The sequence below is a fragment of the Streptomyces milbemycinicus genome (assembly GCF_002154605.1).
In the GTDB taxonomy this organism is placed as follows: domain Bacteria; phylum Actinomycetota; class Actinomycetes; order Streptomycetales; family Streptomycetaceae; genus Streptomyces; species Streptomyces milbemycinicus.
Genome location: NZ_MUNE01000037.1, coordinates 1 through 14,306, shown reverse-complemented (window position 1 = coordinate 14,306; position 14,306 = coordinate 1). Strand labels below are relative to the sequence as shown.

Genomic DNA, 14,306 nt, shown 5'->3' with positions numbered 1-14,306 from the left:
CGGGTCGGCGTCCTCGGGCAGGTCGACTCCGGGCGGGCCGGGGTGGACATAGCCCAGTACGTCGCGCCAGAAGGCCGACAGCGCCTGCGGGTCGTGGGCGTCGAAGGTGATCTGGAGGTGGCGGCTCATCGGGTTGCTCCGTTCGTAGCGGCTTTTGTGTGCGGGTAGAGGTCGCGCAGCAGTCGAATGCGTCTGCGTCCATGGAGCCACCCTGACACCCCTAGCGGACGGAATCGGTCCGCTATCTGGCAGGGTGGGCCACATGGACGTGGCAGGCCGAGACGAACGCGGTACGACGGAGCGGGTGCTCACCCTGCTCGGGCTCTTGCAGCAGCGCCGGGTCTGGACAGGACCCGAGCTCGCCGAACGGCTCGGGGTCACACCACGCACAGTGCGGCGCGACGTCGAGCGGCTTCGCGCGCTCGGCTATCCGGTGCAGGCCACCCAGGGTGTCGGCGGCGGCTACCAACTCGGCCCGGGGCAGGACCTGCCACCGTTGCTCCTCGACGACGAGGAGGCGATCGCCACCGCGGTCTCGCTGCTCGCCGGCGCGGGTGGCGCGGTCGTCGGCGCCGGGGATGCCGCGCTCCGGGCGCTGACCAAGCTCGACCGGGTGCTGCCCACCCGGCTGCGGCACGAGGTGCGCGCGCTCTCCGGCTCGGTGGAGTCCTTCGGCACAGGCACGGCGCCGGTCGACCCCGTGGTGCTCATGACGCTGGCCAGGGCCTGCCGCGACGAGGTCGAGGCCGACTTCGGCTATCCGTCCGGGGGCGAGGTACGTCAGCGGCGGGTCGAGCCCTACCGCCTGGTTGCCTCCGACCGGCGCTGGTACCTCCTCGCGTACGACCTCGAACGCGACGACTGGCGCAGCTTCCGCGTCGACCGGATGACCGCCGTGTCCGCACGGACCTGGCGTTTCCGCCCACGTGCCGCGCCCGACGCGGCGACGTATGTACAGGAGGGCGTGGCGAGTCGGGTCTACCCGCATCAGGCCCGCTTCCTCGTGCATGCTTCGGCCGACACGGTGCGCGCGCAGATTCCGGCGTCGGCGGCCGTCGTACGGTCGCGCGGGAGCGGGCTCTGCGAAGTGCTCAGTGGCGCCGCCAGCCTCGACTTCGTGCTGATGCATGTGCTCCTGCTGGGGCACGAATTCGAAGTACTCGACCCTCCGGAGCTCGGGAAGCGCTGTCGCGCGCTGGCGGAGAGGCTGTTGTCGGCCGGTGCGGCGTGCTCACCGATGCCGGACCCGGAGGAGTCATGATGTGCCTGTTCAGGGCGGGTGGCCTGAAATACTCCGGTGATGGATGCAGGGATGATGGGGAACGGTGCGCGCTCGGGCATAGCGGCGCCTGCGCGGACCACTTCGACGCACACCACGGGCTGGATGCTGCGTTCCGGGACGGCAGCGGACATCGAGGCCATCGCGGAGTTGCGGGCCACGGTCATGCGTGCGGATTTGGCACGCCTCGGACGGTACGACGAGCACCGGGTACGGCAGCGGCTGCGGGATTCGTTCTCCACGCAGCACACGTCGATCATCATGGTCGACCGTGAATTTGCGGGGTGCGTCACGGTCCGGCCCGCCGAAGGCAGCCGGACCACCGAAGGAATGCAGTGGCTGGAGCACTTCTACCTTGCTCCGCACTGGCAGGGCCGAGGGCTCGGCTCCGCTGTTCTGCGCACGGTGCTGGAGCGGACCGACGCACAGGGTGTGAGCGTGGGTTTGAACGTCTTGCAGGGCAGTGCGGCCCGTCGGCTCTATGAGCGCCACGGTTTCGTCGTGGAGGCCGAGGACCCGGTCGACGTCTTCATGGTGCGCACCTTTCGGCCGGTCGCGGACGCAGCGATGAGTTTTCCCGGCCCGGTGAGTCTCACCACCGTTATCGACACCACAGGAGGAACACGTGGCTCAGCTACTGAGAGTCCAGAACTTCAATGTCTCGAGTGATGGGATCGGCGCCGGTGAGGACCAGAGCCTGGAGAATCCGTTCGGCCACATCGATCCCGGGAGGCTGTTCGCCTGGGCCGGTGCCACGGCGAGCTGGCCCATGCGCACCGACCCCGGTGGGAGCCGGGGCCTCGACGACTACTTCACACGGGACTACGCACGCAACATCGGCGCCGAGATCATGGGCCGCAACAAGTTCGGGCCCCAGCGCGGGCCGTGGCACGACCACGAGTGGCGCGGATGGTGGGGTGAGGAGCCCCCGTTCCGCACGCCGGTGTTCGTCATGACCCACCACAAGCGTCCTTCGTTCACGCTGTCCGACACCACGTTCCACTTCGTCGATGGCGCCCCGGCCACCGTCCTCGAGCAGGCACGGGAGGCGGCGCAGGGCAAGGACGTCCGGCTCGGCGGCGGGGTTACGACCATCCGGCAGTTTCTTGACGCCGACCTGGTCGACACCCTGCATGTGGTGGTCTCGCCCGTGCGGCTCGGATCCGGGATACGGCTCTGGGAGTCACCCGATGAACTGCTCGACCGATTCCACCTCGAGGTCGTGCCCAGCCCGAGCGGCGTGACGCACCACCTGTTCTGGCGGAGGTGACCAGGCCGAGGGATCAGCTCTCCGCCGGCAGCACGCCTCGGGGCCGAGCCGGCGCTGTCGCACACCGCCGTTCAAGGTCGACGCGACGAACGGCGGGCGCCGCCTTAGCCTGAAGCGACGAGCCGGTCTCCGGAGGTCTCCATGGGGCGCTGGACAAGGCGTGAGGACGAGCGGCTGCTCACCGGCCGGGGCCGGTACGTCGCCGACATGGCGGTGCCGGGGTGCTTGGACGCCGTGTTCGTACGGAGCGACGTGGCCCACGGTGTGCTGCGCACGGTGGACTGTTCCGCCGCCCGTCGGGTGGCGGGCGTGGCGGAGGTCTGGTCCGCTACCGATCTTTCGGAGTTGCCGGCCTGTCGGCAGGCGGCGGCCGACCTGCAGGATCTGCCCCCGGTGCCGCACACCCTGCTCGCCAGGCTGTCGACGGAAGAGGCGGTGGTGGGACGGGAGTGGCCGGTGCTGGTCAAGGACCGGGTGCGCTACCCCGGTGAGGCCGTCGCGGTGGTCGTCGGAGAGGACCGGTACCGCGCCGAGGACGGGGCGGCCGAGGTCACCTTCGAGATCGAGGCCCTGCCCGCCGTGGTGAAGCCGGCCGCCGCCGCGGAGGACTCGGTGCGCCTGTTCGAGGGCCTGAGCAATGTGGCGTTCCAGGGAGTGGCCGGGGAGCCGATGGAGGAGTCCGTGTGGCAGGGCGCGGCCGCGGTGGTGGAGGCCCGGTACCGCCAGCAGTTGCTGATGCCAACGCCGATGGAGTGCCGGACCATCCTCGCCGTGCCCGAGGGGGACCGGCTGACGGTGTGGTGCGGACACCAGATGCCCCATCGGCTGCGCCGTGAACTGGCCACCCTGCTGGGCTGGTCCCTCGATCGGATCCGTGTCGTGGTGCCGGACACGGGGGGCGCGTTCGGTTCCAAGAGCGCGGCGTTCCCCGAGTTCGTGGCGGTGGTCTTCCTCGCGTTGACGTTGCGGCGCCCGGTGCGCTGGATCGAGGACCGGCTGGAGTCCATGCTGACCGCCACCCGGGGGCGGGGCCAGGACCAGCGGGTCAGGCTCGCCGCCGATGCCGACGGACACCTGCTCGCGTACGAGCTCACCATCGACGCCGATGTGGGCGCCTACCCCCACCTCGGGGTGGGCCTGCCCATGCAGACCGCCTGGATGGCGCCCGGGCCGTACCGCACGCCCCGTGTGCATGCCACCGTGCGTTCGGTGCTCACCAACACGATGGTGACCTATCCGTATCGCGGCGCGGGCCGGCCGGAGGCGACGATCGCGCTGGAGCGGTCGATGGACGCCCTGGCCCGTCGGCTGCGTATCGACCCGGTGGAGCTGCGGCGGCGCAACTTCATCCCGCCCGAGAGCTTCCCGTACCGGACGCCCACCGGACGGGAGTACGACAGCGGCGACTACGCAGCCGCACTCGACCTGGCGCTGGAGACGCTGGGCTATGCGGACTGGCGGGCGGAGCAGGCCCGGCGGCGCGGCGACTCGGGCGCGCTGCCGCTGGGCATCGGCCTGTCCTGCTACGTCGAGCGGTCCGGCGGCGAGCCCGGTGGGCTGCACGAATTCGCCGCCGTCGAAGCACACGAGGACGGCACCGTCATCGCCCGGTGCGGCGCGGCCCCCAGCGGACAGGGCCACGAGACGACCTTCCCGGCGCTGGTCGCCAAGACCCTCGGCGTCGACGAGGCGAGGGTGCGGCTGGTCGAAGGCGACACGGACGAGCTGCCCGAAGGTCTCGGCTCCTTCGCCAGCCGTTCGGCACAGGTGGCCGGGGCGGCCCTGCAGCACGCCTGTGGGCTGCTCATCGATGAGGCCCGCGGCTGTGCCGCCAGGCTGTGGGGGGTGCCGGTGGCGGAGGTGGCGTGGTCCGACGGGGCGGTGTCGCCCGCGTCCGGCGGGTCGGCCATGGGCCTGGCCGAGCTGGTGAAGGTCACCGGGCCGCTGCGGGTGGACGACCGGTTCGAGTCGGGCATGGGTTTCCCCTTCGGCGCGCATGCCGCGGTCGTCGAGGTCGATCCCGAGCTGGGCACGGTTCAGGTGTTGCGCGTGGTCGCCGTGGACGACTGCGGCGTCGTCCTCAATCCCGGGGTGGTGGCGGGGCAGGCGTTCGGGTCGGCGGTGCAGGGCATCGGGCAGGCCCTCTACGAAGGCGTCCCCTTCGACGAGAACGGGGTCCCACAGCTCGCCAACGGACTGCTGGACTATCTGGTCCCCACGGCCACCGAGATCCCCCCGATCACGGTCAAGGACACCTGCACGCCCAGCCCCAGCACACCGCTGGGCGCCAAGGGGGCGGGAGAGTCGGGGTGCATCGGCACTCCGGCGGCGATCGTCAACGCCGTGGCCGACGCGCTGCAGCTCGCCGACGCCGATCTGCTGCAGATGCCGCTCACCCCGGACGTGGTCTGGCGGGCGGCCCGCGCCCCCAAGCTCCGGGAGTCCGCATGAAGCCCGCCGGTTTCGACTACGCGGTGCCCCGGACCGTGCCGGAGACACTGGACGCCCTCGCCGACACCGCGCGCGACATCAAGGTGCTGGCGGGCGGGCAGAGCCTGATTCTGGAGATGCATCTGCAGCGCATCCAGCCCGACCTGGTGGTCGACATCAACCGGGTCACCGAACTGGACCGGCTCAGTGTGAACGACGGCACGGTCGAGGTGGGGGCGCTGATCCGGCATGGCGCCTTCGAGTCCCCGCAGGCCGTGCCCGGGCCGCTGGGCACCCTGTTCTCGCGCGCCGTCGTCAATATCGCCCATCCACCGATCCGCGTCCGCGGCACGATGGTGGGCAGCCTGGCCTGGGCACACCCGGCCTCGGAGTGGTGTGCCATCGCCACCGCCCTCGACGCCGACATCCTGCTGCAGGGCCCCGACGGCACACGCCAGGTCCCGGCGTCCGACTGGTTCCGCGGCCCGCTCCGGACCGCGCGCCGGCCCGGCGAGCTCATCACCTCCGTACGGTTCCCGCTGCTCGGTGCCGACTCCGGCGTCGGCTTCATCGAACACCGGCGGACCCACTTCTGCTTCGCCCAGGTGGCCGTGGCCGCCGCGCTGACCGTACGCGGCAGGGTGATCGACGAGGCCCGGATCGGGCTGGTCAACTGCGCCGACCGGCCGGTGCGGGCGCACGCCGCCGCGCAGGCGCTGACCGGCGCCGACGTCGGCTCCCTCGGTACGGACCACCGGCTGCCCGACGGCCACCCGTTCCTCCGCGCGGGCCGTATCGCCGCGGAGCAGGACGCCGCGCCCCTGGCCGAGCCGTACGCCGACCTCGAGTACCGACGACATGCCATCGCGGTGCTGGTCGGCCGGACCCTGCGCCAAGCGGCGGAAGGAGTGCCCCAGTGAAGATCACACTCACGGTCAACGGCCGGGCTTACCCGCTCGATGTGGAGCCGCGGCGCATTCTGGCCGACGTACTGCGCGAGGACTGCCGGCTGACCGGCACCCACCTCGGCTGCGAGCACGGCGTCTGTGGGGCCTGCACGGTGCTGGTGGACGGCGAGGCCGTGCGGTCCTGCCTCATGCTGGCCGTCCAGTGCGACGGCAGCTCGGTACGCACCGTGGAAGGTCTGGCCGGACCCGATGGCGAGCCCCATCCCCTCCAGCGGGCCTTCTCCGCCGAACACGCCCTGCAGTGCGGCTTCTGCACACCGGGTTTTCTCATGGTGGCGGCAGGCGCCCTGGAGGCCGACCCCACGATCGGCGACGACCCGGAGCGCGTACACGGCCTGGTCGAATCCAACATCTGCCGGTGCACCGGCTACGAACCCATCCGGAGGGCCATCATGCGTGCCGCGCGCTGACGAAGAAGCGGCAGCCGTTCGCCGTCCCCAGTGTTGACCGGTTGGCCAAATCGATCCCGGCACGCGACAGAGCGACCAGGTAGGAAAGCCGTTCCCGTTCCCAGTCCGCAAGCCGCCCGGCTGGAAGGTCCTGGCCGGGTGTCCATCCGCGCATGGCCGCCGCGAGCCCGGCCGCGTCGGCGAACGCCTTCGAGGTCCCCGAGGCGGTATGGGGCGGACTGTTCCAGCGGCATCGCCGATCAACGCCATACGGCCGGCGATCATCCGGTGCGGCGACAGGTCGAAGACGGGCCGAGCCGAAAAACGTGAACCGGCCCACCAGCAGCGCCAGCAGATCGGCGGGCAGCGACGACTCAGGCTCCAAGCCCCGCCAGGCCACATAGCCGGCATACGCGGGGCGGCGCCCCGGATCGAGCAGCCCACGCGTCGCCGAGCCGATCCCGTCGGCGCCCACCAGGAAGTTGCCCTGAGCCGTATACCCATCCGCGAATTCGCCGGTGACCTCGGAACCGTCGACTCGTACCCGCCTCAGCTCACTGTCCAGCCGGTAGCAAACCCCGGAAAGGGGTTCGCGCAGCGCCCGGTAGAGGGTGTCCCACGCGGTCATCAGCTGAGGCGCCTGGTACCGGGTGGCTCTGCCACCCCGATGGAGCTGCTGGCGCTCACGCAGCTCCACGGCTGCATAAAGACCTCGGAGCGCCGTACGAGCTCGGCGAACCGCTCCGGAAGCGAGGTGTCCGCCGTGGTGGCGAGCTGTGCGACGGTCTCCGGCAGCGTCTCCCCGGGCGGTACGAAGGTCGTGAACGTCTCACCGATCGTGCGGACATGCCGAGGCGGACCAGAAGTGCCTCCGCCTCGGGCTGCATGACGACCCCGGCGCCGCGGGCCTCCATCTTTCCCGCAGAACGCTCGTACACAGCGACTTCGGCGCCCACGGCCCTCATCTCGTGTGCGGCTGCTAGGCCTCCGACGGACCCGCCGACGATCAGGGCCTTGAACGCCTTCCTCGACTGCATCGACTGCCTTCCTCATGCTTCCTGACGTCGGCCTCGGGCTTGGTGTGCGGCTATGCGCTTCCCCGCGGCACATTCGCGGTCCGCATCCCCAGGAACCTGCGGCCGTTCGCCTCGAGAGCCGCGGCGTCCATTCCGTTGTCCAGCAGGAAGCCGACCGGGTCGGGCTGCGCCATGTCGAAGGGGTAGTCGCTGCCGCAAAGGATCCGGTCGGGGGAGGCGTGGGCGCGCAGCAGTTTCAGCACCTCAGGATCGTGGGTGATCGTGTCGAAGTACAGCAGCCTGAAGGACTCCGCGGGCGGCCGGGTACTGCCCCGGTGAACGTCGTCGCGGGACCGCCAGCCATGGCCCCACCTCCCGATCAGGGACGGTGCGCAGCCACCGCCGTGCACGAAGCAGATCCGCAGGTCGGGCAGGTCCTCCAGGACGCCACCCAGGAGGACCGAGGCCACGGCGGTCGTGGTCTCCACCGGATTGCCGATCAGGTTGACCAGGTAGTGGTGGTCCCATTCCGGGCGTGGCAGTTGCATGGGGTGCATCAGCACGGACAGGCCGAGCTCGGCGGCGACGCCGAGCACCTCCCGCAGGACGCCCCTGTCGTAGGACCGGCCACAGGCCACGGGCGGGACGGCGATGCCGGCGACGCCTTCCGCCCCGGCGAGCCGCGTCAGCTCCCGCCGGGCCGCGGCCACGTCATCCAGCCGCACCAGGCCGAGCCCGACCAGCGTTCCGTCGGGTTGGACACGGCGTCGGCGAGCTGCTGGTTGTAGGCGGCCAAGTAGTCATCCGCCTCGGATGGCACGTGGACGGGAAAGGCGAAGGGCGGTGCCGAAACCACGCGCACGCCGAGCCCCGCTTTGTGCGTGTCGGCGACGATCGTGTCGATGTCGGTCATCGCCGCGGTCGGGAACGACAGGGGAATGTCGCCGAGGAACAGTGCGCCACCTCGGTCGTTCATGCCGCCGAGCGGATTCCCGGGCGGGAGGGCGAGCAGTTCGCGCGGCAGCCAGTGCGCGTGAACGTCGACGACTCCAGCGCGGATATCACCGTGTACAGCCATGTCGTTCTCCTTGACCGGCCCCGGAGCGGCGCTGCGCCTCCGCTGCCTCAACGTACACACCAGGGCTGTCCCGCGCGCGGTCAGGACAGCACGACAAACACGCGCGTCCCGCACCCAGCGTTGGAAACTCCTGCCGAGGACGGGCATGGTGGAAAACACCCAAGACCCATCGGCGGGCAACGCAGAACCTGGAAGAAGTGGTCCGAGCCGGATGATTGTGGCTGTCATGTTTGCCGTGCTGGCTGCCGGCAGCAACGCGGTGGGAACCGTGCTGCAGCGAAGTGCGGCGTTGCAGGTGCCCAGCTCCCCGGCGCGGCTCGGTCTCATCCGGCAGCTGCTGCGCAGCCCGGTCTGGCTCGGGGGCATTCTGGGGGTCGTCTTCGCCGCGCTCTTCCAGGCTCTGGCCTTGAACGCGGGGACGCTGGCGGCGGTCCAGCCCGTCTTCGTCCTCGAGCTTCCGCTGGCTCTCCTGGTCGGCAGCGCGGTGTTCCGGGTGCGGGTGTCGCGCAAGGCGTGGTTCTGCGTGGTGTGCATCTTTGTGGGCCTGGCCATCACTCTGTTCTCCGTCTTCCCCTCCGGGGGCCGCACCCAGGTGCCGGGAATCTGGTGGGTGCCGACGCTCGCCGGAGTCGGCGGGGCCGGGACCGTACTCGTTCTGGCCGGGCTGCGGCGCCCGCACGGTCTGGCGCGGGCGGCTTGTCTGGCGACCGCGGCCGCCATCGGCAACGCGCTCACCGCGGCGTTGGTCAAATCCGCCATGGGCATTCTCAGCGAAGAGGGAGTGGCCAAATTCTTCCTCGCCTGGCAGACCTACGGTTTCGCGGCCGTCGGATCGCTCTCCATCCTCCTGCTGGGATACGCCATGCAAGGAGGCCCACTGATCGCGTCCCAGCCGGCCCTCACACTCGGCGACGCCACGGTCAGCTTCTGCCTCGGGGTCACTCTCTTCGCGGAGTCACCGCGGCTGGGGCTGTGGCTCCTGCCCACGTTGTTCGGTGTCGCCCTGCTCTCCTACGGCATCTTCGCCCTCTCCCGCACCCGGTGCCTTGCCAAGTGTGTCGACCCGGATGAGAAGGCACCGCGGCAGGAGGAGCAGCCCGCCACCGCACGCATGTGACGGAACGACGCGGCTACCGAATGTGGTCACGCATACCAGTGTCCGTCGACCCGGCCCAAGATCCCCTGTGAGAAGCCACAGTCTTCGTTGCTCACGCTGGGGGACACGACATGGCGTACGGACAACACGTCGCTCACCCTGAGGTGCCCAGGAGCCCGAGGCCGTCGGCCCGCTCCTGCGTCTTTGCACCACCTCGTGTCAGGAGAGCGTCATGTCGAGCCCCCCGAAGCCGATCGATTCCGCTGAGTCACAGCTCACCGAGCTGGAGCGGCGACATCGCCGTTTCGTCTGGCCGGCCGTCGTCGTGTTCGTCGGCGGCTATCTCACCACCATGGCGGTGGTGGCCTACCGGCCACATGCGATGGCCGCGGCCGTGTTCGGCCGGCTGACCGAGGTGGCCCTGCGCGGCGAGGGTGTCGACGGGGTCGCGCGGGCCCTGGCCGCACTGCTCGGCCGGCCGGTGCTCTTCGAGGACCCGTACGGGAGCCCGCTGGCCGCCGCTGGTCCCGGCGGCGCCGTGCCCTGCGACCGGTTCGACGGGATCGAGCACATCGCGACACTGCGCCAGTCGATCACCCGCGACCCGGCCGCCGGGACCGTCGAGGTGCGCGCGGGCGCTGCCGGGAGGCCGTGGGTGACGTCCCCGGTGGTGCTCGACAAGGATGTCGTCGCACGGATGTGGATCCCCGGTGAGTCTACGGAGCTGGGGCCGCTCGGCCGTCGGGCCATCGAGCACTCGGCCGTGGTCGCCGCCCTCGAAATGCTCCGGGGGCGCACGGCCGTCGAGGTGGAGTGGCGGCTGCGCGGCGAGTTGCTGACCGACCTGCTCGCCCAGTCGCCCGCCGCCCTGGCCACCATTGTCGCCCGGGCCGGCCGGCTCGGCCACGACCTGCACCGCCCGCACGCCGTGCTCGTCGTCCGGGCCGACAGCGCCTCCGAACCCGACCAGAACCGGCGGATCGACGCTCCGCGTCAGGTGCTGTCGGCCGTCCACACGGTGGCGTCCGGGCAGAGCCCTCGTCCCCTGGCCGCCCGCCACGGCGATGACGTCGTCGTGCTGTGGCCCCTGGAAGGACCGGCCATCGACGGATCCGCCCACGGCTCCGCCCCGACGCGCACGGACGTCGCGCCGGGAACGGTCGCCCCCGAGACGGTGGCGGCCGCCGACGCCATCCGCGGATCCGTCGCGCGCACGGCGCCGGTCACGGTGACGGTGGCCGTCTCCCGGCCGTGTACCGACCTGGTCGGCTACCCCGCCGCGTTCCGCACCTCGCGAGGCATGCTGACGCTCACTCAGCTACGCAGTGGCCGCGATCGAACGGTGGAACTCGGCGATCTGGGAGTGCATGGCCTTCTTCTGCAACTGGAAGACCCGTCCGAGCTGCTGCGATTCGCTGATCGTACGCTCTCCCCGATCCTCGACTACGACCGCAGACGCGGCACCCGGCTGCTGCACACCTTGCGCACCTATCTGGCCCATGAACTCAGCACCACCCGAACCGCCGAAGCGTTGTTCGTGCACCCGAACACCGTGAGCCTGCGGCTCAAGCGCATCGAAGACCTGCTCGACGTCAATGTGGCTCAGCCCGATTCGCTGCTGCAGCTCACCGCCGCTCTCGCGGCAGCCGATGTCGGCGGCACAGCTCATCTCGCAGAGAGATGACTTCTCTTTGATCGTCGCCACAACCGGCTTCGCCTGCCCCGGTCAGGCCGGGTGTCCGCCCTCGGCGACGTCCAGGAGCAGCAGCGCCGCGCTGACCTCCACGAGGGTCGCCGGAGCGGAGAGGTCGAGGTCGGCCACCGTTTCGATCCGCCGCAGGCGCTGGCTCACCGTGTTGGGATGGACGCTGAGCCGGTGTGCGGCCTCCGTTCTGCTGAGCTCGCTGTCCAGATAGACGCGGAGCGTTTGCAGCAGGTGCGTGCCGCGCAGCAGATCGTGCTGCCGCACCGCCGCCAGTGTGCGGTCGGCGAAGGCGACCAGCTGCCCGGCGTCGCCCAGTTGCAGGAGCAGGCCCGCCACGCCGAGGTCGTCCGGTGTCACCACGGTGTCCGAACGCCCGGTGCGCAGCGCCACATTGAGCGCTCCGCGAGCGGTCCGGTACGCCTGCACAAAGGTCCGCCGCTCGGCGCCGGACACCGCGACGGTGGCTCCCTCCGCGTCCGGGACGGAGACCATCGCACGCCGTATCGACGAGGCGACGGCGTCCATGCGCTGGTTCTCACCGACCGGAGCGGCCCGCGAGAGCGTACGAACACTGTCCAGGGGCCACAGCGCGACCACGGCTCCCTGGTGCATCGCGACGAGCGGTCTCGGCGTGTACCCGGCGGCCAGTTCGGAGACCAGGGCCAATGCGCGCTGGTAGGTGAGGGACCGTCGGGATTCGGTCGCCACGTCGAGCTGCCCGACGACGGCGATATGGGGGTGGGACAAGTCGTGGCCCAGTCGACGAGCGCGCTCCGCGACCGGGGGCGATTCGACGGCGGCGCCGCTGAGGATGTCGGCGAGCAGTTCGCCGCGCAGTCGGTGCTCGACCTCGGTGCCGGTGCGCAGCCGGAACAGCTCGAGCGAGATCACGATCGAGGCGTGTTCAAGAGCCCGTTCGTCGAGGAGTGAGAATCCCTCGGCGCCGCGCGGCAGCCACACCCGGGCGACCACCTCCCCCGCCAGCCTGACCGTGGCGGCGACGTATCCGCCTTCTTCGCGAACGATGCCGGTGCCGAGCGTGTGCGCCCCCGACGGGTCCTCTTCCAGCGGCAGCGCGGCCCGGACGTCGCTGCCCGGCAGCTCCGAGAGGGAGCCGGTCCGCGCGAGCACGGCGCCCCCGGCGTCCTCGACGAGCACGGGCCGCGACACGAGGTCCGCCAGCGCCTGGACGATGCCGTCCAGGCCACCGGCCCGCAGAGCGACCTCCAGGAGGCGTTGATGTATGCGCTCCGATTTCGTCAGCAGGTCGCGCTGGCGGCGCAGCGAGACGTTCAGCTGCTGTAGTTCCTCGACCATCCGTGCCGAGGTGAGCGCGATCGCGGCGTGGTTGGCCAGCAGGGTGAGCCGCTCCACCTCGTGGTCGGTGAAGTCGTGGACGGCTGAGTGGTAGCTGTTGAGCGTGCCGACCACGTCGCCGCCGGCGACGAGCGGCACCGAGAGCATCGACCGGTAGCCCTGCTCCTTCGCCACCCCACCCCATGGCGTGAACTGCGGCTCGCGGTCGATGTCCCGCACCGCGACCGGCAGACCCGACCGGAATGCCTGGCTCGACGGCGCGTGGTGGACATCGTCCCCGTGCAGGCGTACCGGACGGTCGGTGTTGACGCGTGCCACGTACTCGGCCGACAGCCCGCTCCATCCCTCGATGACGAGGTTCTGCCCGGAGCTGTCAGGGATCAGGACTCCGCAGAAGTCGAACCCCAGCAGGGACCGCGCCGTGTCCGCGACGAGGCCAAGGACCTCGCGCAGACCGCGTCCGGCGCTCACGGCGGCGCTCAGCGCCTGTACGGCCTCCAGCCAGCGGCGCAGTTCTGCGTGCGACTCGGCTCCGTACGGCCCCGCGGGGTCCGCGCCCTCCAGTGACATCGTCGGCATACCTTCAGCATGGCACGGCGGTGCATGTCAGCAGAGACACCTATCTCGATGGATTGTGTCGGCACAAACATAGAGATGCCCGGGGCCTGTCTGGATACTCGACCGCACGCTGCCGCGCCGAGACGCGGACACCCCCCTCCCCGCATCCGCGGCCCTGTGCCCTTCGTGAGGACAGCCCATGAACGAGAACACCACCCTGCTCGCCGACGCCGACGCCACCGGCACGACGGCGGCGTCGGACGACGCCGCGCACCGCGATCGGGCCATCGTCAACCCGGCCACCGGCGAGGTCATCCGCACTGTCGCGGACAACACGGCAGCCGAGGTGGACGAGGCGGTTCGGGCGGCGAAGGCGGCCTTCGAATCCGGTCCGTGGCCCCGTATGCCACGCAGTGAGCGAGCCAGGCATCTGCTGCGGTTCGCCGACGCCATCGAGGCGCACACCGAGACGCTGTTCCAACTGGAGACACAGAACAACGGCCGTCCCATCACCGAGACCAGGGCGCAGCTGTCGCGCGTTCCGGAGTGGTTCCGCTACAACGCGGGGCTGCTGGCCACCCAGAGGGACGCCGTGCTGCCCGGCGACGGCCCCTATCTGACCTATCAGCGACGGTCACCGCTCGGTGTGTGCGGCATCATCACACCGTTCAACCACCCCCTGCTGATTCTCGCGCGCAGCCTGTCCGCGGCGCTGGCCACCGGGAACACCGTGGTGGTCAAGCCCTCCGAGATGACGCCGCTGACCACGCTGGCGCTGGTCGACATCCTGCGCGAGGCCGGGCTGCCGGAGGGCGTGGTCGGTGTCGTGACCGGCGGACGCGAGGTGGGGGAACGGCTCACCGGGCACCCCGACATCGCCAAGATCACGCTCACCGGTGGCACCGAGGCCGGGCGGGCCGCGGCGGTCGCCACCGCGGCCCGCTTCGCCCGTGTCACCGCGGAGCTCGGCGGCAAGACCCCGATCGTCGTCTTCGACGACATCGACCCGCTCGTCGCCGCCGAAGGAGCGGCGTTCGCCGCGTTCGTGGCGGCCGGCCAGTCCTGTGTGGCCGGTTCGCGGTTCCTCGTCCAGCGCGGGATCTACGACGCTTTCGTCGAGGCGCTCAGCGCCCGGGCGTCGGCGATCCGGATCGGGGACCCGGTGCGCCCGGAGACCCAGCTCGGGCCGCTGATCAGCGG

Annotated in this window: 14 protein-coding genes; 9 read left to right on the top strand and 5 right to left on the bottom strand. The window is 70.8% G+C overall.

Features of this window, described 5'->3' with window-relative positions:
- A partial coding sequence (locus CCN51_RS56930; protein WP_281262457.1) for a VOC family protein occupies positions 1–129 on the bottom strand: 129 nt, incomplete at its 3' end.
- Between the two features lie 133 nt (positions 130–262).
- On the opposite strand from CCN51_RS56930, the gene CCN51_RS03210 reads away from it, so the two are divergent.
- The 6 genes from CCN51_RS03210 to CCN51_RS03185 all read left to right on the top strand — a co-directional run bounded on the left by CCN51_RS03210 (position 263) and on the right by CCN51_RS03185 (position 6,357).
- Positions 263–1,261 (top strand): helix-turn-helix transcriptional regulator, encoded by a 999-nt coding sequence (locus tag CCN51_RS03210; protein WP_014174168.1) that lies wholly within the window; start codon positions 263–265, stop codon positions 1,259–1,261.
- 123 nt (positions 1,262–1,384) lie between these two features.
- Positions 1,385–1,948, top strand: a complete 564-nt coding sequence (locus tag CCN51_RS03205) for a GNAT family N-acetyltransferase (RefSeq protein WP_238545601.1) — start codon at positions 1,385–1,387, stop codon at positions 1,946–1,948.
- Positions 1,905–2,549: a dihydrofolate reductase family protein gene (locus tag CCN51_RS03200; protein WP_014174170.1), complete on the top strand. Its 645-nt coding sequence runs from the start codon at positions 1,905–1,907 to the stop codon at positions 2,547–2,549. Before CCN51_RS03205 ends, CCN51_RS03200 begins: the two co-directional genes overlap by 44 nt.
- A gap of 141 nt (positions 2,550–2,690) precedes the next feature.
- Positions 2,691–5,000 carry a xanthine dehydrogenase family protein molybdopterin-binding subunit gene (locus CCN51_RS03195; RefSeq protein ID WP_014174171.1) on the top strand — a complete coding sequence of 770 codons (2,310 nt, stop codon included), beginning with the start codon at positions 2,691–2,693 and terminating at the stop codon, positions 4,998–5,000.
- Positions 4,997–5,899, top strand: coding sequence for an FAD binding domain-containing protein (locus tag CCN51_RS03190; RefSeq protein ID WP_014174172.1), 903 nt, complete (start codon positions 4,997–4,999; stop codon positions 5,897–5,899). Before CCN51_RS03195 ends, CCN51_RS03190 begins: the two co-directional genes overlap by 4 nt.
- A complete protein-coding gene (locus CCN51_RS03185; protein WP_014174173.1) occupies positions 5,896–6,357 on the top strand; it encodes a (2Fe-2S)-binding protein in 462 nt (153 codons plus the stop codon). The genes CCN51_RS03190 and CCN51_RS03185 overlap by 4 nt, the downstream gene beginning before the upstream one ends.
- Here the strand turns inward: CCN51_RS03185 and CCN51_RS03180 are convergent.
- The 3 genes from CCN51_RS03180 to CCN51_RS56920 form a co-directional block, all read right to left on the bottom strand.
- On the bottom strand, positions 6,338–6,964 hold the full coding sequence (locus CCN51_RS03180) for a Rossmann-fold NAD(P)-binding domain-containing protein (protein ID WP_238545306.1): 627 nt from the start codon (positions 6,962–6,964) through the stop codon (positions 6,338–6,340). The genes CCN51_RS03185 and CCN51_RS03180 overlap by 20 nt on opposite strands.
- 459 nt (positions 6,965–7,423) lie before the next feature.
- Positions 7,424–8,077: an amidohydrolase family protein gene (locus CCN51_RS56925; RefSeq protein WP_238545307.1), complete on the bottom strand. Its 654-nt coding sequence runs from the start codon at positions 8,075–8,077 to the stop codon at positions 7,424–7,426.
- On the bottom strand, positions 8,038–8,430 hold the full coding sequence (locus CCN51_RS56920; RefSeq protein ID WP_238545308.1) for a hypothetical protein: 393 nt from the start codon (positions 8,428–8,430) through the stop codon (positions 8,038–8,040). The genes CCN51_RS56925 and CCN51_RS56920 overlap by 40 nt, the downstream gene beginning before the upstream one ends.
- Before the next feature lie 211 nt (positions 8,431–8,641).
- Between CCN51_RS56920 and CCN51_RS03170 the strand changes: the two genes are divergently transcribed.
- Positions 8,642–9,547 (top strand): DMT family transporter, encoded by a 906-nt coding sequence (locus CCN51_RS03170; protein WP_014174175.1) that lies wholly within the window; start codon positions 8,642–8,644, stop codon positions 9,545–9,547.
- A gap of 211 nt (positions 9,548–9,758) precedes the next feature.
- Positions 9,759–11,210, top strand: coding sequence for a helix-turn-helix domain-containing protein (locus CCN51_RS03165; protein WP_014174176.1), 1,452 nt, complete (start codon positions 9,759–9,761; stop codon positions 11,208–11,210).
- 42 nt (positions 11,211–11,252) lie between these two features.
- Here the strand turns inward: CCN51_RS03165 and CCN51_RS03160 are convergent, their stop codons facing one another.
- Positions 11,253–13,127, bottom strand: a complete 1,875-nt coding sequence (locus tag CCN51_RS03160) for a helix-turn-helix domain-containing protein (protein WP_202948291.1) — start codon at positions 13,125–13,127, stop codon at positions 11,253–11,255.
- A gap of 178 nt (positions 13,128–13,305) precedes the next feature.
- Here CCN51_RS03160 and CCN51_RS03155 point away from each other — a divergent pair.
- On the top strand, positions 13,306–14,306 hold a 1,001-nt coding region (locus CCN51_RS03155), incomplete at its 3' end, for an aldehyde dehydrogenase family protein (RefSeq protein WP_211303202.1).

Excerpts from the sequence above, each read along its gene's own strand:
- CCN51_RS03210 (WP_014174168.1), top strand. The coding sequence starts at position 263 with ATGGACGTGGCAGGCCGAGACGAACGCGGTACGACGGAGCGGGTGCTC.
- CCN51_RS03205 (WP_238545601.1), top strand. The coding sequence starts at position 1,385 with ATGCTGCGTTCCGGGACGGCAGCGGACATCGAGGCCATCGCGGAGTTG.
- CCN51_RS03195 (WP_014174171.1), top strand. The coding sequence starts at position 2,691 with ATGGGGCGCTGGACAAGGCGTGAGGACGAGCGGCTGCTCACCGGCCGG.
- CCN51_RS03190 (WP_014174172.1), top strand. The coding sequence starts at position 4,997 with ATGAAGCCCGCCGGTTTCGACTACGCGGTGCCCCGGACCGTGCCGGAG.
- CCN51_RS03180 (WP_238545306.1), bottom strand. The coding sequence starts at position 6,964 with ATGACCGCGTGGGACACCCTCTACCGGGCGCTGCGCGAACCCCTTTCC.
- CCN51_RS56920 (WP_238545308.1), bottom strand. The coding sequence starts at position 8,430 with ATGGCTGTACACGGTGATATCCGCGCTGGAGTCGTCGACGTTCACGCG.
- CCN51_RS03170 (WP_014174175.1), top strand. The coding sequence starts at position 8,642 with ATGATTGTGGCTGTCATGTTTGCCGTGCTGGCTGCCGGCAGCAACGCG.
- CCN51_RS03165 (WP_014174176.1), top strand. The coding sequence starts at position 9,759 with ATGTCGAGCCCCCCGAAGCCGATCGATTCCGCTGAGTCACAGCTCACC.
- CCN51_RS03160 (WP_202948291.1), bottom strand. The coding sequence starts at position 13,127 with ATGCCGACGATGTCACTGGAGGGCGCGGACCCCGCGGGGCCGTACGGA.